The organism is Sandaracinobacter sp. T42, from assembly GCF_059115405.1.
Map to the genome: position 1 here is coordinate 162,986 of NZ_CM181101.1, position 26,437 is coordinate 189,422.

24 protein-coding genes and 1 pseudogene are annotated in these 26,437 nt (G+C 68.5%); 10 read left to right on the plus strand and 15 right to left on the minus strand.

From position 1 onward, the window contains the following. The first annotated feature begins 5 nt into the window (after positions 1–5). The 3 genes and pseudogenes from ACW9TV_RS00800 to ACW9TV_RS00810 form a co-directional block, all read left to right on the plus strand. A complete protein-coding gene (locus ACW9TV_RS00800; protein WP_494303977.1) occupies positions 6–389 on the plus strand; it encodes an NADH-ubiquinone oxidoreductase subunit NDUFA12 family protein in 384 nt (127 codons plus the stop codon). A 10-nt stretch (positions 390–399) separates the two neighbouring features. Beyond that, positions 400–894 (plus strand): outer membrane lipid asymmetry maintenance protein MlaD, encoded by a 495-nt coding sequence (mlaD, locus tag ACW9TV_RS00805; RefSeq protein ID WP_494303978.1) that lies wholly within the window; start codon positions 400–402, stop codon positions 892–894. Continuing rightward, a pseudogene (locus ACW9TV_RS00810) lies at positions 891–1,310 on the plus strand (DUF2155 domain-containing protein); the annotation flags it as partial. The gene mlaD and the pseudogene ACW9TV_RS00810, both read left to right, overlap by 4 nt. Positions 1,311–1,345: 35 nt before the next feature. Here the strand turns inward: ACW9TV_RS00810 and aat are convergent. Continuing rightward, positions 1,346–2,179 (minus strand): leucyl/phenylalanyl-tRNA--protein transferase, encoded by an 834-nt coding sequence (gene aat, locus ACW9TV_RS00815; protein WP_494305001.1) that lies wholly within the window; start codon positions 2,177–2,179, stop codon positions 1,346–1,348. Continuing rightward, positions 2,176–3,642, minus strand: coding sequence for an amidase (locus ACW9TV_RS00820; protein ID WP_494303979.1), 1,467 nt, complete (start codon positions 3,640–3,642; stop codon positions 2,176–2,178). Before ACW9TV_RS00820 ends, aat begins: the two co-directional genes overlap by 4 nt. A 192-nt stretch (positions 3,643–3,834) precedes the next feature. On the opposite strand from ACW9TV_RS00820, the gene ACW9TV_RS00825 reads away from it, so the two are divergent. Next, positions 3,835–5,316: a Do family serine endopeptidase gene (locus tag ACW9TV_RS00825; RefSeq protein WP_494303980.1), complete on the plus strand. Its 1,482-nt coding sequence runs from the start codon at positions 3,835–3,837 to the stop codon at positions 5,314–5,316. A gap of 69 nt (positions 5,317–5,385) precedes the next feature. Here the strand turns inward: ACW9TV_RS00825 and ACW9TV_RS00830 are convergent, their stop codons facing one another. The 3 genes from ACW9TV_RS00830 to ACW9TV_RS00840 all read right to left on the minus strand — a co-directional run bounded on the left by ACW9TV_RS00830 (position 5,386) and on the right by ACW9TV_RS00840 (position 8,528). After that, positions 5,386–5,808, minus strand: a complete 423-nt coding sequence (locus ACW9TV_RS00830; RefSeq protein ID WP_494303981.1) for a hypothetical protein — start codon at positions 5,806–5,808, stop codon at positions 5,386–5,388. After that, complete coding sequence (locus tag ACW9TV_RS00835) at positions 5,783–7,771, minus strand: acetyl-CoA carboxylase biotin carboxylase subunit (RefSeq protein ID WP_494305002.1); 1,989 nt, start codon at positions 7,769–7,771, stop codon at positions 5,783–5,785. The genes ACW9TV_RS00830 and ACW9TV_RS00835 overlap by 26 nt, the downstream gene beginning before the upstream one ends. Before the next feature lie 196 nt (positions 7,772–7,967). Beyond that, positions 7,968–8,528 (minus strand): YqgE/AlgH family protein, encoded by a 561-nt coding sequence (locus ACW9TV_RS00840; RefSeq protein WP_494303982.1) that lies wholly within the window; start codon positions 8,526–8,528, stop codon positions 7,968–7,970. Between the two features lie 102 nt (positions 8,529–8,630). Between ACW9TV_RS00840 and ACW9TV_RS00845 the strand changes: the two genes are divergently transcribed. Together ACW9TV_RS00845 and ACW9TV_RS00850 are read left to right on the plus strand one after the other, a co-directional pair. Continuing rightward, the gene (locus ACW9TV_RS00845) at positions 8,631–9,113 is read left to right on the plus strand and encodes a peroxiredoxin (protein WP_494303983.1); all 483 of its coding nucleotides are present in this window, start codon (positions 8,631–8,633) and stop codon (positions 9,111–9,113) included. Between the two features lie 10 nt (positions 9,114–9,123). After that, positions 9,124–9,840: a dienelactone hydrolase family protein gene (locus ACW9TV_RS00850; protein WP_494303984.1), complete on the plus strand. Its 717-nt coding sequence runs from the start codon at positions 9,124–9,126 to the stop codon at positions 9,838–9,840. A 160-nt stretch (positions 9,841–10,000) separates the two neighbouring features. On the opposite strand, the gene ACW9TV_RS00855 is transcribed toward ACW9TV_RS00850, so the two are convergent. From ACW9TV_RS00855 to ACW9TV_RS00865, 3 genes are all read right to left on the minus strand, one after another. Further along, the gene (locus ACW9TV_RS00855; RefSeq protein ID WP_494303985.1) at positions 10,001–10,408 is read right to left on the minus strand and encodes a DUF2147 domain-containing protein; all 408 of its coding nucleotides are present in this window, start codon (positions 10,406–10,408) and stop codon (positions 10,001–10,003) included. Positions 10,409–10,517: 109 nt separating this feature from the next. Next, positions 10,518–11,357: a 2,3,4,5-tetrahydropyridine-2,6-dicarboxylate N-succinyltransferase gene (gene dapD, locus ACW9TV_RS00860; RefSeq protein WP_494303986.1), complete on the minus strand. Its 840-nt coding sequence runs from the start codon at positions 11,355–11,357 to the stop codon at positions 10,518–10,520. Continuing rightward, entirely contained in the window at positions 11,354–12,064 is a 711-nt protein-coding gene (locus ACW9TV_RS00865) for a pyrimidine 5'-nucleotidase (protein ID WP_494303987.1), read from the minus strand. The genes dapD and ACW9TV_RS00865 overlap by 4 nt, the downstream gene beginning before the upstream one ends. A 27-nt stretch (positions 12,065–12,091) precedes the next feature. On the opposite strand from ACW9TV_RS00865, the gene ACW9TV_RS00870 reads away from it, so the two are divergent. Beyond that, complete coding sequence (locus ACW9TV_RS00870) at positions 12,092–14,365, plus strand: S8 family serine peptidase (protein ID WP_494303988.1); 2,274 nt, start codon at positions 12,092–12,094, stop codon at positions 14,363–14,365. On the opposite strand, the gene ACW9TV_RS00875 is transcribed toward ACW9TV_RS00870, so the two are convergent. Further along, positions 14,362–15,021, minus strand: a complete 660-nt coding sequence (locus ACW9TV_RS00875) for an MBL fold metallo-hydrolase (RefSeq protein ID WP_494303989.1) — start codon at positions 15,019–15,021, stop codon at positions 14,362–14,364. The two genes, ACW9TV_RS00870 and ACW9TV_RS00875, sit on opposite strands and share 4 nt — an antisense overlap. Before the next feature lie 143 nt (positions 15,022–15,164). On the opposite strand from ACW9TV_RS00875, the gene ACW9TV_RS00880 reads away from it, so the two are divergent. Continuing rightward, positions 15,165–16,925, plus strand: coding sequence for an ABCB family ABC transporter ATP-binding protein/permease (locus ACW9TV_RS00880; protein WP_494305003.1), 1,761 nt, complete (start codon positions 15,165–15,167; stop codon positions 16,923–16,925). Here ACW9TV_RS00880 and ACW9TV_RS00885 read toward each other — a convergent pair. From ACW9TV_RS00885 to ACW9TV_RS00905, 5 genes are all read right to left on the minus strand, one after another. Then, positions 16,907–17,056: a hypothetical protein gene (locus tag ACW9TV_RS00885; RefSeq protein WP_494303990.1), complete on the minus strand. Its 150-nt coding sequence runs from the start codon at positions 17,054–17,056 to the stop codon at positions 16,907–16,909. The genes ACW9TV_RS00880 and ACW9TV_RS00885 overlap by 19 nt on opposite strands. A 200-nt stretch (positions 17,057–17,256) precedes the next feature. Beyond that, the gene (locus tag ACW9TV_RS00890) at positions 17,257–18,027 is read right to left on the minus strand and encodes an ABC transporter ATP-binding protein (protein ID WP_494303991.1); all 771 of its coding nucleotides are present in this window, start codon (positions 18,025–18,027) and stop codon (positions 17,257–17,259) included. After that, a complete protein-coding gene (locus tag ACW9TV_RS00895) occupies positions 18,024–18,818 on the minus strand; it encodes an MlaE family ABC transporter permease (protein WP_494303992.1) in 795 nt (264 codons plus the stop codon). Before ACW9TV_RS00895 ends, ACW9TV_RS00890 begins: the two co-directional genes overlap by 4 nt. Before the next feature lie 48 nt (positions 18,819–18,866). After that, positions 18,867–19,409 carry a SixA phosphatase family protein gene (locus tag ACW9TV_RS00900; RefSeq protein ID WP_494303993.1) on the minus strand — a complete coding sequence of 181 codons (543 nt, stop codon included), beginning with the start codon at positions 19,407–19,409 and terminating at the stop codon, positions 18,867–18,869. After that, complete coding sequence (locus ACW9TV_RS00905; RefSeq protein WP_494305004.1) at positions 19,406–22,129, minus strand: ATP-dependent DNA helicase; 2,724 nt, start codon at positions 22,127–22,129, stop codon at positions 19,406–19,408. The genes ACW9TV_RS00900 and ACW9TV_RS00905 overlap by 4 nt, the downstream gene beginning before the upstream one ends. Here ACW9TV_RS00905 and ACW9TV_RS00910 point away from each other — a divergent pair. Together ACW9TV_RS00910 and ACW9TV_RS00915 are read left to right on the plus strand one after the other, a co-directional pair. After that, positions 22,128–23,741, plus strand: coding sequence for a lysine--tRNA ligase (locus ACW9TV_RS00910; RefSeq protein ID WP_494303994.1), 1,614 nt, complete (start codon positions 22,128–22,130; stop codon positions 23,739–23,741). The genes ACW9TV_RS00905 and ACW9TV_RS00910 overlap by 2 nt on opposite strands. Further along, the gene (locus tag ACW9TV_RS00915; RefSeq protein WP_494303995.1) at positions 23,741–24,496 is read left to right on the plus strand and encodes a hypothetical protein; all 756 of its coding nucleotides are present in this window, start codon (positions 23,741–23,743) and stop codon (positions 24,494–24,496) included. The genes ACW9TV_RS00910 and ACW9TV_RS00915 overlap by 1 nt, the downstream gene beginning before the upstream one ends. Before the next feature lie 52 nt (positions 24,497–24,548). Here ACW9TV_RS00915 and ACW9TV_RS00920 read toward each other — a convergent pair whose 3' ends face one another. Further along, positions 24,549–26,375, minus strand: a complete 1,827-nt coding sequence (locus tag ACW9TV_RS00920; RefSeq protein ID WP_494303996.1) for a DUF885 domain-containing protein — start codon at positions 26,373–26,375, stop codon at positions 24,549–24,551. Between the last annotated feature and the right edge of the window lie 62 nt (positions 26,376–26,437).

The following is a 26,437-nucleotide window of genomic DNA, read 5'->3' on the forward strand; positions in this document are numbered from 1 at the left end:
GTTCCATGGGCTTCAATCTCTTCACCTGGTGGACGGGCCAGACATTCGGCACCTGGCTGCAGACCCTGCGCGCACAGGAAGTCGGCCGCGATGCCGACGGGAACCGCTATTATCAGCGCGACGGGCATCGCTGGGTCCTCTACGCGACCGACAATGATTCCAGCCGCGTGCCGCCGGAATGGCACCTCTGGCTGCACCACACCCGCGCGGATGCGCCAAGCCAGCAGCCCCTGCCGGTGAAGGCCTGGGAAAAGCCCTGGCGCCCCAACCCCACCGGCTCGGCGCAGGCGGAAATGCCGATCGGCGCCCTCACCGCAGGCAAGGTGCGCGCAGCCTCCGCGGCAGACTATCGCGCCTGGTCACCGGGCGCCCGGACTTCGGGCGAATAGGGCGCAGGGCATGCCGCAGATCCTGAAAGAGCATTTCGTCGAAGCTTTCGCCGGCCTCATCGTGATCGCCGTCGCGGCCTGGTTCCTCGCCTTCGCACTGGATCGCACCGGCAGCACCGGCACCAGCAGCTACCACCTCTCCGCCCGATTCCCCAACGCCACCGGCATTTCGGTGGGCTCCGATGTCCGCGTCTCGGGCATGAAGGTGGGCAGCGTCACCGCCCAGAAACTCGATCCGGCGACCTATCAGGCCGTCGTCACCCTCGCGGTGGACAGCGCCGTGAAACTCCCGCTCGACAGTTCCGCCGCCATCACCTCCGAAGGCCTGCTCGGCGGCAGCTTCATCGCCCTCGTCCCGGGCGGCGATCCGGAAATGCTCGCCGCCGGAGACGAGATCACCGACACGCAGGGCGCCACGGATCTGATGGGCCTCATCGGCTCCGTCATCAACCGCAGCGGCTCCGGCGAATCCGAAAAGGCCGTGCCCGCCGGCGCCACCGAATGAGGGCCCGGCGAATCGCCCCGCTCGCGGCCCTGCTGCTGGCTGCCCCGCTTTCCGCCCAGCCCGCGAAAGAGGCGCCGGCCCCGAAGCAGGCGGTTCCCGCCCCGAAGGCAGCGCCCGCGCCCACTGCCGCAACAACCGCCGCGCCCGCCCCCCGGCGGGCCACAGCGCCGGGCGAACGCACCGCCGTCATCGGCGTGCTCGACAAGCGCCTTGGTACCACCGGCGAATTCACCCTGAAGCCGGGCGAGCGATTCAGCTTCGGCCGCATCTCCGGCATCCTGCGCACGTGCGAGCGCACCCAGCCCCATGAACGCCCCCAGTCCGGCGCCTTCGTGCAGGTGGTCGAACGTCCGCTCACGCTCCAGGGTCAGCCCCAGGCCCCGCTCAAGACGGTGTTTTCCGGCTGGCTGTTCGCGGAATCCCCCTCGCTCAACCCCTTCGTGCACCCGGTCTATGATGTCTGGCTCAAAAGCTGCACGATGCGCTTCCCCGACGGCCCCGGACCGGCCGGCAATGCGGGCGGCACCTCGGCAAGAGCGCGATCAGCAGCCCGGCCCGCCTCCGAAGAACCCGCACCGGCACCCGAACCAGCCGCCCCGCCAGCCGAAGCGCCGAAACCGGCCGCACCCGCCCGGCCCGAAGGCTGATCGGTCCGGTCGATCCGGTTCCAGTCCGCCGTCTGCCGGATCGCCTTGTCCAGCATTGCCATATAGGCGCCGCGCCGCACCTCATGCCCGCCGAACCGCGCCAGGTGCGCGGTCAGGAACTGCGTGTCCAGCAAGCGGAACCCACCTGTGCGCAACCGCGCCACAAGATGCGCCAGCGCCGCCTTGCTGGCGTCCGTCGCCCGGCTGAACATGCTTTCCCCGAAGAAGGCCGCGCCGATCCGCACGCCATACAGCCCGCCTACCAGTCGTCCGTCCCGGTCCCATGTCTCGATGCTGTGGGCATGGCCCTCGGCATGCAGCCGCGAATAGGCGTCGAGGATGGTCGGGTTGATCCAGCTCTGCTCACGCCCCGGCGCTTCCGCCGCGCAGGCGCGGATCACCGCCCCGAAGGCCAGGTCGCGGCTATGCAGGAACCGCTCCTGCTTCAGCACCTTCGCCAGCGATCGCGGCAGGTGGAACCCGTCAATCGGCAGCACGCCGCGCCTGCGCGGCTCCACCCAGAACACGTCCTCCGCCTCGCGCGTGTCGGCCATGGGAAACAGCCCCGCCGAATAGGCCCGGATCAGCAACGCCGTTTCCAGCCGCTGCGTGCCGCCTGCGCCGGGCCTTTCCGTCAGGCTGCCCACACGTCCGGCCTCAACCCGTGCCAGGGCCGCGCCCGCTCGATCGCATAGGCCAGTTCCAGCAGCCGCCGCTCCTCGCCGGGCGGCGCGGTGAACTGGATCCCGATCGGCAGCCCTTTCGCAGACATGCCCAGCGGCAGCGCAATTGCGGGCGCTCCGGCCGCATTCTCGATCGGCGTATAGGCCACATAGGCCAGCACCCGCTCCAGCAGCGTGTCGAAATCCAGCGTCGGCGCCAGCCAGCCGATCTCGGGCGGCGGCGCGCCCAGCACCGGCGTCATCAGCACGTCAAACGAATCGAACTGCGCCAGATAGGCCGAAACGGCCCCTTCCAGCGTGGCGACGGCCTTGCCCAGCTGCGCCTCGCCCAGTTTGGCGCCGCGTTCGGCGAAGGCGAAGGTCGAAGGCTCAAGGTCGTCGCTGCCCGGCGCCCGCTTCAGCCAGGCCTGAACCCCCTGAACCGATCGCGCCGCGCCCACGCCCCAGATGTTCAGGAAGGCGTCGATCGCGGCCGGCGCGTCATAGGGCATCGGCGCTTCAACCGGCCTGTGCCCCAGCCGCTTCAGCAGGTCGGTCGCGGATTCGAACACCGCGCGAACATCGGAATGCGGCTCGCCCGCATGGCCTGCGCCCCGCAGCCCCACGCGAAGGGGCCGGCGCGACGGGCCCGTCACCAGCCCGACCGGCGGATACGGCCCCTTGCGCGATTCCAGCGCCGCCAGCCAGGCGGCCGTGTCGCGCACGCTGCGGCTCACGCAGCCATTCACGCCCACGGCGGTCACGCCCTTGTCGCCCTCTTCCCCGGCCATCCGCCCCCGCGAAGGTTTCAACCCCACCAGCCCGTTGCAGCTGGCGGGAATGCGGATCGATCCACCCCCGTCCGATGCGTGGGCGAAGGGCACAACCCCGGCCGCAACCAGCGCGCCTGCCCCGCCGGATGATCCGCCGCTGCTGTGCGCCGGGTTCCAGGGATTCCGGGTCGGCCCGCCCAGCAACGGCTCCGTCGTTGGCAGCAGCCCGAACTCGGGCGTGGTGCTCCGTCCCAGCGAAATCAGGCCGGAAGCCGCAATGGCCGCCGCAGCCCCGTCGTCGGTCGCGCCGGTTCGTGTCGCGAAGGCCCGGGCGCCTTCGGTAAAGGCGCGTCCCTTCTCTTCCGCCAGATCCTTGGTGAAGGTCGGCAACCCGGCGACAGGCCCGGTCCGCTTCGCCGCCGCCTGCGCCCGCGCCGCATCGGCATAGAGGAACCGGCAGGCGTTCAGACGGTCGTTCACCCGCTCCAGCCGCGCCAGCGCCGTCTCGACCAGCGCCGCGGATGTCACGCGCCCCTGCTTCAGCGCCAGCGCCTGCCGCGCGGCATCCGACCCCGGCGCATCGAATTCGTCCGCCGCCGAAAGCGGCCCGGCCTGCGCCAGCGCGGCCAGCGCCGCCATTTCCAGAAACTGCCTGCGCTCCAGCATGCTCCGCTCCCCGACGGCCATGCCGCATGCTGGATTCAGCAGCGCCCTTTGTCAAAGCCCCTCGCACAGGCACGGCGCCCCCCTGCCGTTCAGCCAGGCTTCAACGGCGCAGGGCCACTGCCCTCCTTGCAAGGCCACTCGCCAGTTCCCACTGTGGTGGCTCGGAATTCGGGGAAGGAACTGCTTTTGCGCATGAAGATCCGATCGATCGCCCTGATCACGGCCGGCCTTGCCGGCGGCGTGGCGCTCGCGCTGTCGGTCAACAACTGGACAGGCTCGGGCAACCTCTCCGCGCAGGAGGCCGCCAGTCTTGCGCGGACGGCGGGCGGGGAAGCGGATCGCGTCGTGCCCCAGTCGGCCGGGCAGGTGAACCTGTCCTTCGCCCCCGTCGCGCGGGCTGTCCAGCCCGCCGTCGTCAACATCTTCACCGCCCGCGTGGTGCGCCAGCGCCAGCAGATGGGCGGCTTCTTCTCGATGTTCGAAAGCCAGCCGCGCGTGGAAAATTCGCTCGGCTCGGGCGTGATCGTCGATGCCGCCGGCCTGGTCATCACCAACAACCATGTGGTGCAGGGGGCGGATCAGATCCTCGTCGCCCTGGCGGACCGGCGCGAATATCCGGCAAAGCTGCTGTTCGCGGAACCGCGTCTCGATCTTGCCCTTCTCAAGATCGAGCCGCAGGGCGCCCCCCTCCCCGTCGCCCGCCTGGGCGACAGCGATCGCGCGCAGGTCGGCGATCTCGTTCTCGCCATCGGCAACCCCTTCGGCGTGGGGCAGACAGTCACGCAGGGCATCGTCTCGGCCACCGCCCGCACCGGCATCGGCGTGTCGGATGCGCAATTCTTCATCCAGACGGATGCCGCCATAAACCAGGGCAATTCCGGCGGCGCGCTCGCCGCCATGAACGGGGATGTGATCGGCATCAATTCGGTCATCCTGTCCGGCGGCCGGGATGGCGGCAGCATCGGCCTGGGCTTCGCGATTCCCTCGAACATGGTGAAAACCTTCCTGCGCGGCGCCAGCACCGGCCGCTTCGTCACCGCGTGGATCGGGGTGGAAGGTGAAGCCCTCACCAGCGATTCGGCGGCAAGGGCCGGGCTGGACCGGCCCACAGGCATGCTCGTCACCGGCGTCTCGCCGGGCTCCCCGGCGGCGGCGGCCGGCCTGCGGCCGGGTGACATCGTCTATGCGGTGGATGGCAAGGACGTGATCGACCCGTCCACGCTGCGCTACCAGGTCGCCACCCAGCCGGTGGGCGAGTCGGTCACGCTCACGGTGCTGCGCGACGGATCGGCCCGCAATCTCCAGCTGAAACTCATCGCGCCGCCGGAAAGCCCGCCGCGCCAGCTCACCCAGATGCCCGGCGGCAGCATCCTTGCCGGCGTGTCGATCGCGAACCTGTCGCCCGCGCTTGCGCAGGAACTCGGCGCCGGTCTGCCGGAACGCGGGGTCGTCGTCGTGCAGGTGCCACCGCAGGCGCCGGCCGCCCGCACAGGTTTCCCCCGGCCCGGCGACATCGTCGAAAGCGTGAACGGCACGCGCGTCACCAGCGTCGGCGATGTGCGCGCTGCGGTCGCCGCCAGCCCGGGGCGAACCCTGTTCGGCCTCAACCGCGGTGGCCAGCGGGTCGAATGCCTGTTCCAGGCCCCGTCCAGCTTCGGCTGCCGGGCGGCCTGATCCCCTGAACGACCGAAGGGGGCCTGCGCCGCCATGGCGCAGGCCCCCTTTGCATCGCCTTAGGCGGGATCAGGCCGGCAGCAGGCCCGTGGCGGGCAGGTTCGGCGTGCGCTCGCCCGGCTTTTCGCCGATGCCGTCACCCATCGCCAGGCCGAAGATCCCGGCCAGAGACACGCTGATCACCCAGAAGTGCGGCGAAACCAGGGTTTCGTATGTAAAACCGGAAAGTGCTGCAATGCAGATCGCGGTCAGAACCACCGAAGATGCAAGAGCGGCAGAGAATTTAGCGACGTTCATCATTGTTTTTCTCCCGGTTTCCTTATGTGCCCTCTTCGGGGCCCCGAGTGTTTCGTTGGGATCATATTGCGCATTAACCTTGACCGACGCAACGGCGTCATTGTGAAGGAATGCAACGATAAACGGCGCCGCGAGGGCGCCGTTCAGTCGATCCGAAAAATAATTTAAGTTACTCGAATTCAATGATAATTGCATCGACTGCCAGGCTGTCACCCGGCATGGCGTGCAATTTGGAAACCGTCGCAGCCTTCTCGGCGCGAAGGATGTTCTCCATCTTCATCGCCTCCACAACAGCCAGCGGCTGCCCGGGTTCGACCTTGTCGCCGACGGCCACGGAAATGGAAACCACAAGCCCCGGCATCGGGCACAGCAGGAAGCGCGAAAGATCCGGCGCGACCTTCGGCAGCATATGGCCCTGAAGCGCCGCCGCCCGCGGCGTCAGCAGCCGCATCCGGTGCTGCCGGCCCTTGCGGGTCAGACGGAATCCGGTGCCCTGGCGGTCCACCTGAACCGCCACAGGCTGGCCGTTCACCTTCGCCTCGACCACGCCGAAAGGCGGCACCCGCCCCTGGATTTCCACCAGCTGCAGCACGCCATCGACCGTCACCTTCGTGCCGGCCCCGTTTCCGGCCACCGTCACGCGATGCTGTTCGCCGTCAAGCTCCACCACCCAGTCGGCCCCGGCATCGCCGTCGCCGCCCAGCCGTCCATCGACATGCGCGGCGCGGTTCGCCGCCGCGCGGCCGACGACCGCGGCGACCGCCAGCAGCGCCGGCAGGTCAGACGGATCCGTTTCGGCGCCGTTGAAGCCTTCGGGATATTCCTCGGCGATGAAGGCGGTCGTCACCTTTTCGCCTGCGCGGAAACGCGGATGCTGCATCAGGGCCGACAGGAAATCGGAATTGTGGCTGATGCCGCGCACATAATAGCGATCGAGCGCCGCGATCTGCAGGTCCGCCGCTTCCAGCCGGGTCGGCGCATGGGTGATCAGCTTGGCGATCATCGGATCATAGAACATCGAGATCTCGCTGCCCTCGACCACGCCTGTGTCCACCCGGACACCGTTGCCGGCCTCAGGTTCCCGATAATCCGTCAGCCGGCCCGTGGAAGGCAGGAACCCGCGATAGGGATCCTCGGCATAGAAGCGCGTCTCGATGGCGTGGCCGTTGATCCCGACATCGGCCTGACCGAACGAGAGCTTCTCGCCGGCGGCCACGCGGATCATCTGCTCCACAAGATCCAGCCCGGTGATCATTTCCGTCACCGGATGCTCCACCTGCAGCCGGGTATTCATTTCCAGGAAGTAGAAGCTGCGGTCTGCGCCGGCGATGAACTCGACCGTTCCGGCCGAAAAATAGCCGACCTTCTTCGCCAGTTCCACGGCCTGCTCGCCCATCGCCCGGCGCATGTCCGGCGTGACGAAGGGCGACGGCGCTTCCTCCACCACCTTCTGGTGGCGGCGCTGGATGGAGCAGTCCCGCTCGTTCAGGTAGACGACATTGCCATGCTTGTCGCCCAGCAGCTGGATCTCGATATGGCGCGGCTCTGTGATGAACTTCTCGATGAAGACCCGGTCGTCGCCGAAGCTGGACAGGCCTTCCCGCTTCACCGATTCGAAGCCTTCGCGCACATCGGCTTCCGAAAAGGCCAGCCGCATGCCCTTGCCCCCGCCGCCGGCGGATGCCTTCATCATCACCGGATAGCCGATGCCGTTGGCGATCTCGACGGCGTGCGCGGTGTCGGTGATCTCGCCAACGAAGCCCGGCACCACGTTCACGCCGGCGGCCTTCGCCAGCTTCTTGGATTCGATCTTGTCGCCCATGGCGGCAATGGCGGAAGCCGGCGGCCCGATGAAGGCGATGTTCGCGTCCTCCAGCGCCTTCGCGAACCATTCCCGCTCTGACAGGAAGCCATAGCCCGGGTGAACGGCCTGCGCGCCGGTGGCCCGGCAGGCCTCGATGATCTTTTCGCCCAGCAGATAGGATTGCGCAGCCGGCGGCGGGCCCAGATGGACGGCTTCGTCGGCCATCTCCACATGCACCGCCGCGGCGTCTGCGTCCGAATAGACGGCAACGGTGCGGATCCCCAGCTTTCGAGCGGTTCGGATCACCCGGCAGGCGATCTCGCCCCGGTTGGCGATCAGGATCTTGTCGAACAGCTTGGCCAACGCCCACCCTTCCCTGCGATCATGTGCATCTTACCGCGCGTGCGCTGTCAAAGACGAGTAACTGCGCGTGCGCGGTCAAAGACGAGTAACTGCGCGTGCGCGGTCAAAGACGAGCGACGGCCACCCGTCAAGTCGGGCAGACCTATGCATTCCGCAAGCGCAGCGACGCCGGCCGGCTGCCAGGCGTTCAGGCGTGGCCCATCTCGGCCGAGAGCAGGCGGGCGTCGATCCCGGCGGCGCGGAAGCCTTCCGCCCAGCGCGTGCCGCAGCGGCCCTCCCAGATCAGGCCGACGGTCGCCGGGGTGGGGAACCAGCCGTTCAGCGACAGTTCCATCTCCAGCTGGCCCGCAGACCATCCGGCATAGCCCAGGGCCGCGAGCCATTTGCGTGGCCCTTTCCCCTGCGCGATCGCGACCAGCACATCGCGCGAGCCCGTCAGCGCCCAGCGATCCGCGACATGGCGGGTATCCTGGCCGCCCCAGTCTGGCGAATGCAGCACGAAACCGCGCTGCGGATCGACCGGCCCGCCCATCAGCACCGGCACGTCCGGCGTGTTGCCCGGATCGATTTCCAGCTGGCGCATCAGTTCGGGAACGGTCAGATCCGGAAGTGCTTCGTGCAGGCAGATGCCCATCGCGCCGCCCGGATCATGCGAACACATCGCCACCACGCTCCGCTCGAATCGCGGATCGCCGATGCCAGGCATCGCCAGCAGGAACTGGCCCGGCAGATAGGGCGCCTCGGTCATGCGCCCTCCCTACGCCTGCCAGCCTGTCATGAACAGGCGCTAGACGTGGTGAACTCCGGGCATTAACGCCGAATTTCCGAACCCGAAGAGGAGGATTTTCCCATGACGATCAAGGTCGGCGATGCCGTGCCCCAAGCCACGCTCACGAAGATGACCGAAAATGGGCCGGAAGCGGTCGATACGGCCGCCCTGTTCGCGGGCCGCACGGTCGCGCTGTTCGCAGTGCCCGGCGCCTTCACCCCCACCTGTTCGGCCAAGCACCTGCCGGGCTTCATCGAGAAGGCCGACGAACTGGGCAGCAAGGGTGTGGACGAGATCGTGTGCATTTCCGTCAACGATCCCTTCGTGATGGCCGCCTGGGGCAAATCCGCCGGGGCCGACGGAAAGATCAGCATGCTGGCCGACGGCAATGGCGATTTCGCCAAGGCCCTTGGCCTGACGATGGACGCTTCGCGCTTCGGAATGGGCCTGCGTTCGCAGCGCTTCTCCATGCTGGTGAAGGACGGCAAGGTCGCCGAACTGAACGTCGAGGAACCCGGCGCGTTCAAGGTTTCCTCCGCCGACCATCTGCTGTCCCAGCTGTAAGGGGACACGCATGGACTTCGAATATTACGACGGCGGCCAGCGCTGCCTTGGCGTGCTGGAACTGCCGGATCCCGCGAAATTCCCCGGGCCGCGCCCCGGCGTGGTCGCGGTGCACGAAGCCTGGGGGCTGGGCGCACAGGTGCAGCGCCGGGCGAAGATGCTGGCGGATCTGGGCTATGTGGCGCTGGCCGCCGACATCTTCGGGAACCGGCACATTCCGGCCGATCCGCCGGAGGCCTTCAGGATCATCGGCGACTTCGCGGCCGACACCGCAGCCCTGCGCGCCCGCGCCGGGGCCGCCGTGTCTGCGCTGAAGGCGCATGCGGCCTGCAACGGGCAGATTGCCGCCATCGGCTATTGCTTCGGCGGCCGCACCGTTCTGGAACTGGCCCGGTCCGGCAACCCCGATGTGCTGGGCGTGGTGAGTTTCCACGGCGCGCTGGACAGCGTGACCCCGGCTGAAAAGGGCAAGGTCCGTGCGAAGATCCTGGTGTGCCACGGCGCGGAGGACGAACTGGTTCCGCACGAGCATCTGACGGCATTCCTGACGGAAATGGCGAATGCCGAGGCCGACTGCCAGACCATTGCCTATACCGGGGCGAAGCACAGCTTCACCAACCCGGAAGCGCAGGGGCAGCTGATGGCCACCATCATCTATGATGGCCGCACCGATGCACGCGCGTGGAAGGCGATGCAGACGCACCTGACCGAGGTGTTCGGCCAGTAACGGTTTTCCCGTGGAACAATCGATTGCCAAATCGGTTGTTCCACGTGGAACATCGTCCAACACTGCAAGATCAAGGAGTTGGCGCCCTACAGTGTTGGAAATTCAGGAAATTGTTCCACGCGGAGCGTGACCCGGGCCGCCCCGCCCCCGGGCCCGGGGCCTAGTTCCCGACCCGCGTCCAGGTTTCGCTGCGGCAGCCAGTGTTGCGCACCAGGCAGCCGCGCACGTTGATCGTGGTGGGGTTCGTGACGGTCAGTGTGCCGTTGAAGCTGCGGTTGATGTCCGGCACGAAAACGCGGCCGCTGAACGTGTTGGGGCCTGTCCGGCTGAAATTCTCGAACAGGTTCATGCCAACCAGATTGGGGTGGCCGCCGCGCGCGGCGTCCGCCTTGGCCTTCGGGCTGGCCCAGGCCACCTTGCCGCAGATGTTGGTACCGCATTTCGAAAGGCGCAGGCGGGTGTTGCCGCCCGGGCTCTGCCAGACGCCGGTGGGCGTCACCGGCTTCTGCGCCAATGCGGGCGCGGCGATCGCGGCCGCCGATACCAGACCCAGAAAGAACCGCTTCATCCTTACCCCCATGAACAATCCCCGATGATGCCGGCGGCGGGATGCCGCCCAATAACGCTGGCGGCGGGATGCCGCCCGATGATGCTGGCGGCAGGATGCCGCCGGGCCTTCAGTCCCGCAACAGCTCGTTGATGCCAGTCTTGGCGCGAGTCTGCGCGTCAACCCGCTTCACGATCACGGCGCAGGCAAGGTTCGGCCCCGGCGAGCCATCGGGCAGCGGCCTGCCCGGCAGCGTGCCCGGAACGACAACGGCATAGGGCGGCACTTCGCCGATGAAGACTTCGCCCGTGGCGCGGTCCACGATCTTGGTGGAGGCGCCCAGGAACACCCCCATCGACAGCACCGCGCCTTCGCGCACGATCACGCCTTCGGCCACTTCGGAGCGCGCGCCGATGAAGGCCCCGTCCTCGATGATGACGGGGCCGGCCTGCAGCGGTTCCAGCACACCCCCGATCCCCGCCCCGCCCGAGATGTGCACATTGGCGCCGATCTGGGCGCAGCTGCCCACCGTGGCCCAGGTGTCCACCATGCTGCCCTTGCCCACATGCGCGCCGATGTTCACGAAGCTGGGCATCAGCACGACGCCGGGCGCCACATGGGCCCCGCGCCGGACGACCGCGCCCGGCACCATGCGGAAGCCGGCCTCTGCGAACCGGTTCGCGCCCCAGCCCAGCGTCTTGAGCGGAACCTTGTCCCAGGCGGGGGCGCCGACGCCATCGGCCGGGGCATTGGCCGTCAGCCGGAAGCTGAGGAGCACGGCCTTCTTCAGCCACTGGTTCACCGTCCACTGGCCGTCCGCCCCGCGTTCGGCCACCCGCAGCGCGCCGGAATCGAGGCCCGCGATCGCGGCTTCCACAGCGGCCACGACAGCCGCTTCGCCGGGCGTCAGCGACTCGCGCGCGTCCCAGGCGGCCTCGATGGCGTCGCGGGTCTGGGTCCAGTCGGTCATAGGGGCAACTCCTCAAGCCAGTCAGTCAGGTCGGCGATCTCGTGGTCGATGAAATCGGGCGAATGCCCGTGATCGCCGCGTTCGGATCCATTGTTCACCCAGCCCGTCACCATGCCCAGCTGATGCGCGGGCTTCAGATTGTGGGCCATATCGTCCACGAAGAAGGCGCGGGTGGGATCGACCGCGTGGGCGGCGCACAGGCCGGAATAGGCCCTGGGGTCGGGCTTCGGGTGATAGGCCATCGCGTGGATGTCGTGGATGTCCTCGAAACAGTCGAGGATGCCGATCGCGGCGAGAACCCGTTCCGCATAGGGGCGGTCGCCGTTGGTGAAGACGATGCGGCGCCCCGGCAGCTTCAGCAACGCGGCCCTGAGGCGCGGATTCACATCCAGCACGGATGTGTCGATGTCGTGGACGAACGACAGGAAATGATAGGGATCGACGCCGTGGCTGAGCATCAGACCCTTCAGCGTGGTGCCATGTTCGTGGAAATAGCGCTTCTGCACGGCCCGCGCCTCGTCCCGGCCGAGGCCGAGCAACTGGCCGACATAGGCCTCCATCTTCCGGTCGATCTGGGCGAACAGGTTGACGCTGGCCTGGTAGAGGCTGTTGTCCATGTCGAAGAGCCAGCAGTTGACGCCCGCCAGCCGCCCCGGCAGGCTGGAGGTCAACGAGAAGTCGTTTTCGAAGGTCGCGCGGCGATTCATGCGCCGCCCATAGACGAGGACGAACGAATGAGGCCAGTTCCACTTTGGGCGGACGCCCGCCTGCGCGCCTGCCTGATGTCTGCCGTGGCGGCTCTTTCGCTTGCCGCCTGCGGCGGTGCGGGCGGATCCGTGACCCCGGTTTCGCAGGCGCCGGCGCCCGTGGCGCCCGCGCTGACCCCGACCCCCGCGCCCAGCCCGAATTTCGACACCGCGGAATATCGCCGGTCCACCGCGGCGGCGACATCCACGGCGATCACCGCCTGGCAGGCGAACGCGACCGGTCGCGGGATCACGCTGGGGTTCGTGGACAGCGGGATCGACACCGGCAGCGCCGAATTCGCGGGCCGGATTTCCGGACAGAGCCGCGACGTGAGCGGCCAGGGCCGGACGGTGCAGGACGCATCCGGCCATGGCACGGCGGTGGCCGCGGTGGCGGCAGCCGCGCGCAACGACAGCCAGATCATGGGCGTCGCCTTCGAATCGACCATCGCCAGCTTCCGGGCGGACAACGGGCAATGTGCCGACGGCTGCAACTATGCCGACAGCAGTATCGCATCGGGCGTGGATGCCGCCGCCAACGCCGGCGCGCGCGCGATCAACATTTCCCTGGGCGGATCGGCGGCCAATTCCGTGCTGCGCAACGCCCTGGCGCGCGCATCGGCCCAGGGCGCGGTGATCGTGCTTTCGGCCGGCAATGATGGCGCCGCAAGCCCCGATCCGCTGCCGCTGGGGGCGCTGGACGCGGCGGGGCCGGCCAGCGTGATCATCGTGGGGTCCGTGAACGCCGGCGGGACGATCAGCGGCTTTTCCAACCGGGCCGGTTCCGCGGCGGCGAATTATCTGGTCGCCGTGGGAGAAGAGGTGCGGAGCTTCGACCATCTGGGGCAGGCCTATCTCTATTCCGGCACCAGTTTCGCCGCGCCGACGGTGACGGGGGCGGTCGCGTTGCTGGCGCAGGCCTTTCCGAACCTGACAGCCGCGCGAATCACCGAGATCCTGCTGACATCGGCGGACGATCTGGGCGATCCCGGCACCGACCCGGTCTATGGGCGCGGGCGGCTGAACATCGGGCGTGCGATGTCGCCCATCGGGCAGACCCGCCTTGCAGGCACGGCCGTGCCCCTTTCCGCCACGGCGGGCGGGGCGCTGGGAAGCGCCCTTGGAACCGGGCTTTCGGCGGGTGCGGCGTTGAAATCGGTGCCGGTGGTGGACAGCTTCGACCGACCTTTCCAGTTCGCGCTAGCCGGGGCGCTGAGGCCCGCTTCGGCCGCCCGGCTGTCGGGGCGGCTGGCTGCCGCCGGGCTGGAAACGGCCGCCACAGACCTTTCCGCCGGCCCGTTCCGCGCCGGGCTGACGCTGCGTGCGACCGGCCTTCGTGACGTGCCGGCCGCCGACAGCTTCCGCGACGGGGACGCACAGGTGGCGCATCTGGGTTTTGCCCAGCGCGGGCTGGACGGGCGGGCCGCCAGCCGGAATCCCCTGCGGGAAACGCGGCTGACCTTGCGGCGGGGCGGGGAAGCGGGTTCCGGATCGGGGGATTGGGGACTGAGCCTTGCGAGCGGGCGGCTGGCGCGGGAGGCCCTGCCGGGCAGTTCGGCCGGGGGCCTTGCGGCCGGGGACGGGCTGACGCCGGACGACAATATGGGCACCGGGGGGCGGCAACTGGTGATGGCCGACTGGCGTGGCGGGGGGCTGACGCTGGCGCTGGCCGCGACGCACCGGCGGCTGGCGCTGCCCCGGCTGGAGGGGCTTTCCAGCGACAACCGGCAGGATCAGCTGCTGGCGGCAGCCAGCTGGACGCGCGGGCCGGTGGCACTGACCCTTCATGCCGCGGACACGCAGGAAAGCGGGGCCTTCCTGGGGACGCGCCTGTCGGCGGGCTACGGGCTTGTGGGCGGGCGGACGCAGACGATCGGGGCGGCGGCCGACTTCGGACGCGATGGGTTCGGCCTGCGGCTGGCGGGAACAAGGGGGTGGGCGACGCCGCACCTGTCCGCGAACAGCCTGCTTCAGGCCGATGGCGCGCTGGTGATCGAGAGCTGGTCTGCCCAGCTGCGGGCGCCGCTGGCCGGCGGGCAGCTGGACCTGTTCCTTGCGCGGCCGCTGGCAGTGACGGGGGGCGGGTTCCGGCTGGCGAACGGCGCAGTCCTTCCGGCGGGCGTGACCGCGCGGGAGACGAGCCGGGAAATCGGCTGGAGCCGGGGCGGACTGGGCGTGGCCGCGTTCAGCCGGCGCAACGCGGGGAACCAGCCCGGCCTTTCCGACAGGGGCGCGGCCCTGACCTGGAAGGCGGGTTTCTAGAGGACGGCATCACCCACGAAGGGGTTGGTCTGCCGTTCCCGGCCGAAGGTGCTGATCGGCCCATGGCCGGGGACGAACGCCGTCTGGTTGCCGAGCGGCCAGAGGCGGGTGGTGATGGATTGCACGAGCTGCTGGAAATCGCCCTTGGGGAAATCGGTGCGGCCCACCGAGCCCTGGAACAGCACGTCGCCCACGATGGCGAGGTTCGAGGGCGGGTGATGGAAGATCACATGGCCGGGCGTGTGGCCGGGGCAGTGCCAGACATCGAGCACGAGATTGCCGACCGTCACCTTGTCGCCATCGTGGAGCCACCTGTCCGGCGTGAAGGCGGTGGCGCCCTCAATGCCATATTGGGCGCCGGTGGCGGGGTTCATGTCGATCCAGAACTTGTCATCCGGGTGGGGGCCTTCGATGGGCACGCCGAGCCGTTCGGCGAGAACGCCGGTGAGGCCGCAATGATCGATGTGGCCGTGGGTGACGAGCAGCTTTTCGATGGTGACGCCATTTTCCGCGGCCACCTTCAGCAGATGATCGAGATCGCCGCCCGGATCGGTGAAGGCGCCCTTCATCGTTTCGGTGCACCAGATGAGGGTGCAGTTCTGCTGGAGGGGCGTGACCGGGATGATCACCGCCTTCATCGGAGGATTGGAAGCCATGCCCGACATGTGGCGTCGGCAGGCGCGCACTGCAACGGCTTATTGCGACAGGCCGCCCCGAGTGCCACATGGCGGGCGTGAGCCCCCCTGCCCGCCCCCCCGAGCGCCCTTCGACGGGCAGCCCCGAGCCCGGCCTTGCGACGATGCGGCGGTTCCTGCCCTATCTGTGGCCGGTGGATCAACCGCAGCTGAAGCTGCGCATCCTGATCGCGCTGGGGCTGGTGCTGGTTTCCAAGGCGATCCAGCTTTCGATGGGCTTTCTTTATGCGGGCGCCATCGACCGCATGGCGCCGGGGCTGGAATCCGGCGCGGTCATCGCCATCGCGCTGGTGATCGGCTATGCCGGCGCGCGCTTCGGTTCGGTGCTGTTCGACAATCTGCGCAATGTGGTGTTCGAGCGCGTGGGCCAGGACGCCACCCGGCGGCTGGCCGAGCATGTGTTCGCGCACCTGCACCGGCTTTCGCTGCGCTTCCACATGAACCGGTCCACCGGCGCGCTGGCGAAGATCGTGGAGCGCGGCACCAAATCCATCGACGTGATGCTGTATTTCCTGCTGTTCAACATCGCGCCGACGATCATCGAACTGGTGGCCGTGGGCGTGATCTTCTGGCTGCGGTTCGGCGTGGAACTGGTGATCGCAACGGCGATCATGGTGGTGGCCTATATCAGCTTCACCCGCCGCGTGACCGACTGGCGCAACGCCCTGCGCGAGGAAATGAACGAGCTGGACACGGCGACCGTGGCGCGCAGCGTGGACAGCCTGCTGAATTATGAAACGGTGAAATATTTCACCGCCGAGGACCGCGAGAGTCTGCATTACGGTCGGGTGGCGCGGCGCTATGCCGACGCCGCCGTGAAATCGGAGAATTCGCTGGCGTTCCTGAACATCGGCCAGTCGCTGATCACCAACCTGCTGATGGCGGGCGCGATGGCCTACAGCGTGTGGGGCTGGAGCCGGGGGCAGTTTTCAACCGGGGACGTGGTGCTGGTGAACACGCTGCTGACGCAGCTGTTCCGGCCGCTGGACATGCTGGGCATGGTCTATCGCACGATCCGGCAGGGGCTGGTTGACATGGCGGCGATGTTTGCCCTGATCGACAGCGAGGCGGAGGTCCGCGACACGCCCGGCGCGCAACCGCTGGCGGTGAAGGGGGGGGAGATCCGCTTCGAGGATGTGCGCTTCGGCTATGAACCGGATCGCGAGATCCTGAAGGGAATCAGCTTTGCCGCGCCCGCCGGAACGCGAACCGCGATCGTGGGGCCATCGGGGGCGGGGAAATCCACCATTTCCCGCCTGCTGTTCCGTTTCTATGATGTGGCGGGTGGGCGCATCCTGATCGACGGGCAGGACATCCGCGACGTGACCCAGGCGAGCCTGCGGGCCGCCATCGGCATCGTGCCGCAGGACACGGTGCTATTCAACGACACGATCGGCTTCAACATCGGTTATGGCCGCGACGGCGCGACAGAGGCGGAGATCCGGGCGGCCGCCGACGCCGCGCAGATCGGGCGCTTCATCGAAAGCCTGCCCGAGGGCTATGACACGCAGGTGGGCGAACGCGGCCTGAAGCTTTCCGGCGGGGAAAAGCAGCGGGTGGCGATTGCGCGCACGCTGCTGAAGAACCCGCCGATCCTGCTGCTGGACGAGGCGACGAGTGCGCTGGATTCCGCGACCGAGGCCGGAATCCAGGACGCGCTGGAACTGGCCGAGCAGGGCCGCACCACGCTGATGATCGCGCACCGGCTTTCCACCATCGTGGACGCCGACCAGATCCTGGTGATGCGGGGCGGGGAGATCGTGGAGCGGGGAACCCATGCCACGCTGCTGGCGGCGGACGGCCTTTATGCCGAATTGTGGGCGATGCAGGCGGCCGAAGAGGCCGATCAGCCCGCCGTGGCGTAATTGGCCGGGGAGTCGGCCGGCGCCTGCGCTGCGACCACGCCGCTCGCGACGACGACCGCCGAGAAGCCCCCGGCGAACCCCAGTGCGATCGCAATCAGCAGAATCTGCCTGTTCGACATAATGTCGCCCATGTCCCGAACCCTTTGCGATTTCGCCCGACCGCCGGATGCGGATCGAATGCGCGTTCGCGGCGACAGACTGATGACAGATGCCGGCGAATGCCAAGTGAACGATTGTAACGGGAGATTTACAGCCCGTTTTCAATGGATTGGGAAAGCGCTGCGCCGCCCTGGGGAACAGGAGGGAACAGGCGCAGGCGGGCCGGTGCGACTCAGGCCGAAGCAGCGGTTGTGATCGGGCCTTCGGCCCGTCCGTGGACGAACTGGTCCACATGGGCGTTGCCGCTGTGATCGAGCGCGGAGACCGGGCCGCTCCACAGGATGCGGCCGCCGTGCAGCATGGCGACCCTGTCCGCGATGTGGCGGGCGGAGGCCATGTCGTGCGTGATGGTGATGGCGGTGGCGCCCAGCGCCGTCACCTGCTGGCGGATAAGGGCGTTGATGACATCGGCCCGGATCGGATCGAGGCCGGTCGTCGGTTCATCGAAGAACAGGATTTCCGGATTGGCGGCGATCGCACGGGCCAGCGCCACGCGCTTCTGCATGCCGCCGGACAGTTCCGAAGGGCGCAGATCGGCGACGCGGGGCTCAAGCCCCACCTTCGCCAGCACCTCGACCGCGAGGGCGTGCATCTTCGCGCCACCGCCAAGCTTGCCCTGGGTGAGGGCGAAGGTGACGTTGCGCCAGACGGGCAGCGAATCGAACAGCGCGCCGCCCTGGAACAGCATGCCGAAGCGGGCGCGCGCCTGTTCGAGCGCACGGCCTTTCAGGCCGACCAGTTCCTGGCCGTCGAGCCGGATGGAACCTTCATCGGGGCGGATGATGCCGAGGATGCATTTCAGCAGCACCGATTTGCCGGTGCCCGACCCGCCGATGACGACGAGGCTTTCGCCGGCCGCGACATCGAGGTCGATGCCGTCCAGCACGACCTTGGGGCCGAACGCCTTCTTCAGGCCCCGGATGCTGAGGCGCGGTTCCGTCATGCGCCGAACACCAGCACGGTGATGGCGAGGTTGAACAGCAGGATCAGGATGAAGGCGGTGACGACGGCGTTCGTGGTCGCCCGCCCGACGCCGGCCGCGCCGCCGCCCGAGCGATAGCCGTGATAGCAGCCCGCGAGCGCCAGCAGGAAGCCGAACACGGCCGCCTTCACCAGCGACGAGACGATGTCGTCCGCCTCGAGATAGCGGCGCGTGGTGGCGAGATAGGTGCTGCCGTTGAAGCCCAGCCGCCCGACCGCAAGCGCATAGCCGCCGAGGATGCCGATGACGTTGGCGATGGTGACGAGGATGGGCAGCATCAGCGTGGAGGCGACGAGACGCGGGGCGATCAGGTAGGACCAGGGATCGGTGCGCAGCGTGACCATCGCATCCAGCTGTTCGGTGACCCGCATCGTCGCCAGTTCGGCCGCGATCGCGGAGGAGACGCGGCCCGCCACCATCAGGCCCGCGAGCACCGGCCCCAGTTCGCGCACCATGGCGATGACGGTAACGGCCGGGACGGTGGATTCCGCCGAGAAGCGCTGGCCGCCGACATAGATCTGCTGGGCGAGCGCGGCGCCGGTGAACAGGGCGGTCAGCCCGACGACGGGAAGCGAGAACCAGCCGACAAGCGCCATCTGTTCAAGCCAGCGCGCGGGATACCAGGGCGGCGCGAAGGCGGCCTTCACGCCATGGGCAGCGAAAATGGCGAGCCGGCCCACCCCGGCCAGCAGGGAGAGGAAGAATCGGCCCAGCGCGATCAGCGGGCGGAAGAAAAGGTCGGCTGCGGCCATCTGCGGCGCTCGTAGCGGGGGACGGGGGATCGCGGCAAGCCCGGCCGTTCAGTCATCGGGCCCCAGCGTCGGATCAAGATCCCTGGGGCGGACGAAATCGACCAGGCGCGCCGTCTGCATATGCTCTTCGGCGGCGGCCCAGCTTTCGACGTCCATCTCGATCCCGGCGAAGGTGGCGGTGGGATATTTGATCGCCGCTTCGGCCCTGAGCGCGGAGGTGTCTTCTTCGGTGGCGAGCAGCAGCAAATCCTCCAGACCGGGATTGTGGCCGATCAGCAGCAGGCTTTCATGGGCGTCGTCGGTTTCGCGGACGAGATCGAACAGGGTGGCGGCGGACGCCATGTAGATGCGTTTGTCGAACCGGGGGGCGAGTTTGCGGCCCAGCCCGGATTCAACGCCTTCGATCGTCTGCCGGATGCGCAGCGCGGGCGAGGCGATGACGAGATCGAACTGCCGGCCGCTTTCCTTCAGCCATTCGCCCATGCGGCGGGCGGCGCGGTGCCCCCTGCCGTTCAGCGGCCTGTCGAAATCGCGTTCCACCGGATCGTCCCAGCTGGACTTGGCATGGCGCAGTAGATTGAGACGCTTCATCCGGTCAGCCCGCTCTCCGTTCCGTCCGCCTGTGTTAGAGGCGGTGTGTGCGGCGCACAATCCCGAAGGAAGTCCCGGATGGCGCTTGCCGCATCCGCCAGCGACACGCGGGCGACGGGAACATCCGCCGGGAAGGCGGAGAGCAGGCGCGACGGGGTGGACGGGCCGAGCAGCACGAAGGCGCCCCTGTCCGCCGATGAGCGGATCAGGCGGCCGAACGCCTGCGAGAGGCGGTGCTTCACGGCCATGTCCTCGTGCGAGGCGCCGCCGAAGGCCGCCCGGCGCGCGGCGTTCAGGATGGTGGGGCGGGACCATGGCACGCCTTCGAACACGATGAGACGCAGCGAATCGCCCGGCACATCGACGCCGTCCCGGAGCGCGTCCGTGCCGAACAGGGTGGCGCGGCGATCCGCGCGGAACAGATCGACGAGCGTGCCCGTATCCACCGCGTCCACATGCTGGGCGTAGAGCGGCAGCCCGGCGCGGGCCATGCGATCCGCCAGCCGGGCATGGACGGCGCGCAGCCGGGCGATGGCGGTGAACAGGCCCAGCGTGCCGCCGCCCGACGCCTCGATCAGGGCGTGATAGGCGTGGGCGAGGCTGGCCGTGTTGCCGCGCTCCACATCGGTGACGATGAAGATACGGGCCTGTTCGGCATAATCGAAGGGCGACTGCACCCGGAAGACATGCGGCTCGACGGCGAGATGCGCGGCGCCGGCGGCGGCTTCGGGCGGATCGCCCAGCGTGGCGGAAGTGACGAGGACGCCATGGGCGGGGGCCAGCACCGCGCCCGCGAGCGGCTTCAGCGGATCGAGCCAGTGCCGCCAGATGCCGCAATCCAGTTCGCGCCCCTCGGTGCGGATCAGGGCGAACCAGTCGACATGGTCGGCCTCGGGCTCCCCCACGACGCGGGCGAGGAGGCGTTGCCAGGCGCCCAGCAGATCGAGGCGGAGCTGGAGCCCTTCGGCCGCGGCGGAGAGGCGGGCGATGCCGGGCTGATCGAGCCATTCGGGCTTTTCCTCCGCCAGTGCCAGCACACGGGATTTCAGCTGGATCATCGCCCGCGCCATGCGGGAAAGGCAGGCGGCGGCCGCATCGACGGCTTCGGGCAGGCCGGGCGAGAGGGCGGCAATTTCGGTTTCGAGGGAGAAGCCGCGATCTTCGTCTGTCGCGCGGGCCAGGACATGGGTCCGTATGGCGGCGATCAGCGCCTCGATCGGGCCTTCGGGTTCGCCCGCGCCGACGCGGCTGAGCCAGTCCGCGGCCGGAAGTTCGGTGGCAAGGTGCAGCACCTCTTCCAGGGCGGTGCCGCCTTCGCCGTCGTAGCTGGTGACATCCATCAGCCGGGCGGCGAGGCCCCGGCGGCGGCCGGCGCGGCGGCCAGGGCGATCCGGCCCGAGGAGCCAGCGGCGCAGTTCGATGGCTTCGCCGCCGGACAGGACGACGGCGAAGGCCGAATCGGCGGCGGCGTGCAGGTGGTGGCCTTCATCGAAGACCAGCCGCGTGAGCCCCTGCCCTTCGGCGCGGGCGCGCACCGCGTTCGCCATGACGAGGGCGTGATTGGCGATGACGAGGCTGGCCTTCTGCCCTTCGCGGACCGAGCGCTCGATGAAGCAGCGCCGCCAGTGCGGACAGGCCGAGCGGATGCATTCCCCCCGCCGGTCCGTCAGCGCGGGGAGCGCGGTGCCGCGCCGGAACAGGCCGGGGAGCCAGCCGGGAAGATCGCCGCCGACCATGTCGCCGTCGGCCGTGAAGCGCGCCCAGCGGGCGACCAGTTCCGCGAACACGGCGGGGCGGCCGGCGAAGGCGCCCTGCAACGCATCCTCCAGATTCAGCAGGCAGAGATAATTCTCCCGCCCCTTGCGGACGACGACCTGCCCGCTTTCCACCAGGCCGGGAAGGCTGCGGCGGGTTTCGGCCTTCAGCTGGCGTTGCAGGGCGCGGGTGAAGGTGGACAGCCAGACCTGTTCGCCCGTTTCGGCGGCATGCAGGCTGGCGGGGGCGAGATAGCCGAGCGTCTTGCCGATGCCGGTGCCGGCTTCCGCCACGACGAGATTGGGGCCGTCGCGGCTTTCGCGAGGCTGGAAGGCGCGGGCGGCGGCGAGCGCATAGGCTTTCTGCCCTTCCCGTGGTTCGCGGCGGCTGCCGGCGAGTTGGCGGAGGCTTTCCAGCACGGCCGTATCCGCGTGGGTGCGCACCAGCGGCGGCAGGCGGGGCGGCATATCCTGCCATTCGGGCAGGGCAACGAAGAGATCGGGCGCGTGGGCGCTGCTGCCCATCGCCTCCCCCACGGGGGCGGCCCAGAGCCAGCCCTTGCGGTGCAGCCGTTCGAGGCTGTCGCGTGCGCCGGCGCGATGCGGCCATTTCCGGTCTTCCAGCCGGGTGAGCAGGGCGGCGGCGGCGCGTTGCAGGAAGACGGCCTCGTCCGCTTCGCGGGCGGGGAGTTCGTGCCCGAGCGCATCGGCAAGGCCGCGCGCCGAGGGGACGAGGAAGGTGGCCGGCAGCACGAAGGCCCAGAGTTCGAGGAGATCGAGGCCGGAGACTTCGGGCAGGCCGAGGCGGGCGGCGACCTGCGGCGCATTGAGCAGAAGATGCGGGGTATCGGCCAGCCGCCGCACGGCTTCGGCGCGCGAAACGGCCCCGACTTCGCCACCCGCATCGGCGCGCCAGATGCCGGCATGGGTTGCAACAAGCGCGGGGATTGGCAAAGGGGCGACCATGTTCACCGGACTCGACAGCCTTTCGCCCACTGAATTGCAAGCCCTGCGCGACGAAGCGCTGGTGAGCAAGGCCTGGCCGTTCGAGGAGGCGCGCAAGGTGATTGCCCGCTATCCGCATGGCTTCCCGGCGGACGGGGTGATCTTCGAGACGGGGTATGGCCCATCGGGGCTGCCGCATATCGGCACCTTCGGGGAAGTGGTGCGCACGACCATGGTGCGCCGCGCCTTCGAACTGTTGCAGCCGGGCGTGCGGACGCGGCTGATCGCCTTTTCCGACGACATGGACGGGATGCGCAAGGTGCCGCCGCACCTGCCCAACCAGGACCTGCTGAAGGGCGCTCTGGACCTGCCGCTGACGGCGGTGCCCGATCCGTTCGGCACGCACGGCAGTTTCGGGGCGCACAACAATGCCCGGCTGCGCGCCTTCCTGGACAGTTTCGGCTTCGACTATGAATTCCTGAGCTCGACCGATTGCTACAAGTCCGGCCGGTTCGACGCCACGCTGCTGAAGGTGCTGGCGAAGTATGAAGCGATCATGGCCGTGATGCTGCCCACGCTGGGCGCGGAGCGGCAGGCGACCTATTCGCCCTTCCTTCCGGTTTCGCCCACCAGCGGCAAGGTGCTGCAGGTGCCGATCACCGCGCGCGACGAGGCGGCTGGGACGATTTCCTATGCCGACCCCGAAAGCGGCGAGACCGTGACCGTTCCCGTCACCGGCGGCCATTGCAAGCTGCAGTGGAAGGTGGACTGGGCGATGCGCTGGGTGGCGCTGGGCGTGGATTACGAGATGGCCGGCAAGGACCTGATCGATTCGGTGAAGCTGTCCAGCCAGATCGCGCGCATCCTGGGGGCGAAGCCGCCGGAAGGCTTCAACTACGAACTGTTCCTGGATGGCGAGGGCGCGAAGATTTCCAAGACCAAGGGCAATGGCCTGACGATCGAGGAATGGCTGCGCTATGCCCCGCCGGAAAGCCTGGCCTTCTACATGTTCCAGCAACCGCGCGCGGCGAAGAAGCTGTATCTGGGGGTGATCCCCAAGGCGATGGACGAGTATTTCCAGTTCGTCGCGGCCTTCCCGAAGCAGACGCCCAAGGAACAGCTGGGCAACCCCAGCTTCCATGTGCATGGCGGCCCGCCGCCGGCCTATGCGCCGCCGGTGCCGTTCGCGCTGTTGCTGAATCTGGTGGCGGTGTCCGGCGCGAGCGATGCCGACATGCTGGGCGCCTATCTGAAGCGCTATGCCCCGCAGTGCGACCCGGCGGGCGACCCCCGGCTGAAGGCGCTGATTGATGCGGCCATCGCCTTCCATGCCGATCATGTGGCCCCCACGCTGAAGCGGCGCGCGCCCGATGCGCGCGAGCGGGAGGCGCTGGCGGAGCTGGAAGTCTGGCTGCAGGGCCACCCGGACGCCGACGCGGAGGCGATCCAGTTCGAGGTGTACGAGATCGGCAAGCGCTATGGCTTCGAGCCGCTGCGCAGCTGGTTCCAGGCGCTCTACGAGATCCTGCTGGGGTCCTCTCAGGGGCCGCGCATGGGCACATTCTTCGCGCTGTATGGCGTGGACAACAGCCGTCGCCTGATCGGCGAGGCGCTGGGCGAGGTGCGGACCTGATGCGGGCTATGCTGCTGACGGCGCTGCTGCTGGCGGCGCCGGTGGCGGCCAGCCCTTCGGCGGATGCGTTCGAGGCCGGGAAGTTCGCCGAGGCGGCCGCTGCGGGCCGCCGGGAGGCGACGGCGCAATCGCTGCTCACCGCCGGGCGCGCGGCCGCGACCCAGGCGGCCTGGCAGACGACTGACCGGGAAGCGGCGCGCAGGCTGCTGGCGCAGGCGGAAGCCGATCTGTCGGCGTCGCTGGCGCTGGCGCAGGGCAATCCGGCCGCGCTGCTGCAGAAGGCGCTGGTGATCGGCTATCAGGCAAAGCTGGCGAAAAGCCCCGGCCTTGCGAAGCAGGCCCGCGCCGGGTTCGAGACCGTTTTGGCGAAGGAGCCCGGCAGCGCGCTGGCGCAGGGCGCGATGGGCGGCTGGCACGGCGAGGCGGTGGCGACGCTGGGGAAGTTCCTGGCTGGAACCGCGCTGGGCGCGAAGGAGGGCGAGGCCATCCGCTGGTTCGACAAGGCGGTGGCGACGCGGGGCGGCGACCCGGCGATCCCACTGTTCTATGCGACGACGCTGCTGGGGCTTTCCGGCGACAATGCGGCGAAGGCGAAGGCGCTTCTCCAGCGGGCGGTGAAGGCGCCGCCGGCCGACGGGTTCGACCGGCTGATGCAGGCGAACGCCCGCGCGATCCTGGCGCCGCTGGACAAGGGCGATGTGAAGGCCGCGCAGGCGACGGCGAAGCGGCTGGCCCCGCTGGGCACCGTGCGGTAGCGGCTGGGCACCGTGCGGTCGCGGGCGCCCCGTCGCGGGGCGCCCGGGCCGCTTACTTTCCGCCGGCGGCGATCCAGCGGTCGATCTTGGCGTCCAGCACTTCCAGCGGGAGCGCGCCCGTCATCAGCACCTGTTCGTGGAAGCCGCGGATGTCGAAATTCTTGCCCAGCGCCTTTTCGGCGCGCTTGCGGGCAGCCTGGATGCGCAGGTCGCCCACCTTGTAGGCCAGCGCCTGGCCCGGCATCGCGACATAGCGGTCCACCTCGTTCACGACATCGGTTTCGCCCTGCGACGAGTTGGCGAGCATGTAGTCGATCGCCTGGCTGCGGCTCCAGCCCTTGGCATGCAGGCCCGTGTCCACCACCAGCCGCATGGCGCGCAGCATCTCGTCGTCGAGGCGGCCATAATATTGGTAGGGATCGGTGAACATGCCCAGTTCCTTGCCGAGGCTTTCGGCGTAGAGGCCCCAGCCCTCGGCAAAGGCGGTGTTGCCGCCGAAGCGCTGGAAGCTGGGCAGCTTCGCGTTTTCATAGGCCAGCGCGATCTGGAAATGGTGCCCCGGCGCGCCTTCGTGGAGATAGAGGGTTTCCATCCCCGGCGTGGTGCGGCTGGGGAGATCATAGGCGTTGAAGTAGAAGATGCCCGGTCGCTTCCCGTCCGGCGAGCCCGGCTGGTAGGAGCCGCCGGCCATGTCCTTTTCGAGGAAGGGCGGATAGGGGCGGATTTCCAGCGGCGTCTTCGGCATGGTGCGGAACAGCTTCGGCAGCGCGGTGTCGACGCGCTTGCCGATGTCGTAATAGCCCTGGGTCATCGCCTCGCGGCTGGCGGGCTTGAACTTCGGATCGGTCTTGATGTGGGTGAAGAAGTCCTGGAGGCTTCCCTTGAAGCCCACTTCGGCCATCACCTTCTTCATTTCGCCCTGGATGCGGGCGACTTCCGACAGGCCGAGATTGTGGATCTCGTCCGGCGTCATGCGCGTCGTCGTCTGGGTGGAGACGAGATAGCTGTAGAGGGCAGGCCCGCCGGGCATGGAGACGAGGCCGGGGCGATCATTGCCGCGGCTGGCAGGCAGATACACATCGCGGGTGTAATCGCGCAGGCGGGCGTAGCGGGGAAGGATCTCGTCCTTGATCTTCGCCGCATAGGCCGCCTTCAGCCGGGCCTGATCCGCTGCCGGAATGGCATCGGGGAATTTCTGCACCGGCATCATCAGCGGCATCTTTTCGACCCCGCCTTCCACATGGCGGTTCAGCTGATCGAGCACCCGTTCGGACACGAGCTTCGGCTGCACCACGCCGGCGGCGACGCCCTGCTTCATGCGGTCCAGCACGCGATCCAGCGCGATTGCGAAGCCGTCGAGTCGCTTGAGATTGTCCTCATAGTCCTTCACCGTCTTGAACTGAGCGACGGAGGTTCCCGACAGGATGTCGGGCACGAACTGGTGCAGGCCGTTGAAATGATCGATCGGCAGCAGCTTGGAGACGTTCAGGATGGCGGGTTCATAGCCCTGCAGCGAGGATTCGCGCTGCCATTTGAAGACGTCGTAGCTGATCTGTTCGTCAGGCGAGAGGCTGGCCCGGTCGATCGCGGCGAGCGCTTTCAGATCGGCTTCGGCCGCCGCCTTTTCCGCCGCCAGATAGGCATCGGTGATGTAATCCCCGAACTGATCCGAAAAGCGGGTGTCGCCCCGGAACAGGGCATAGAGGGGGTTGCGCTTCAGATTCGCCTCGTCGGAGGCGGTGAAGAGCTGGGCGAGCTTCGCCGAGGGCGTGTCGGCCACCTGCCCGGCCGCGGCCTGCGCTGCGGGCTGCTGGGCCATGGCCGGCATGGCGAGCGTGAGCGCGGCAAGGGCTGCGCCGAGGCGGAAGATGTGCTTCATGCGTGCAGAGACTCCGATTGTTTGTTGTCGTCCTCTCCGTTGCAGGGGATAGCGGCTGCGGC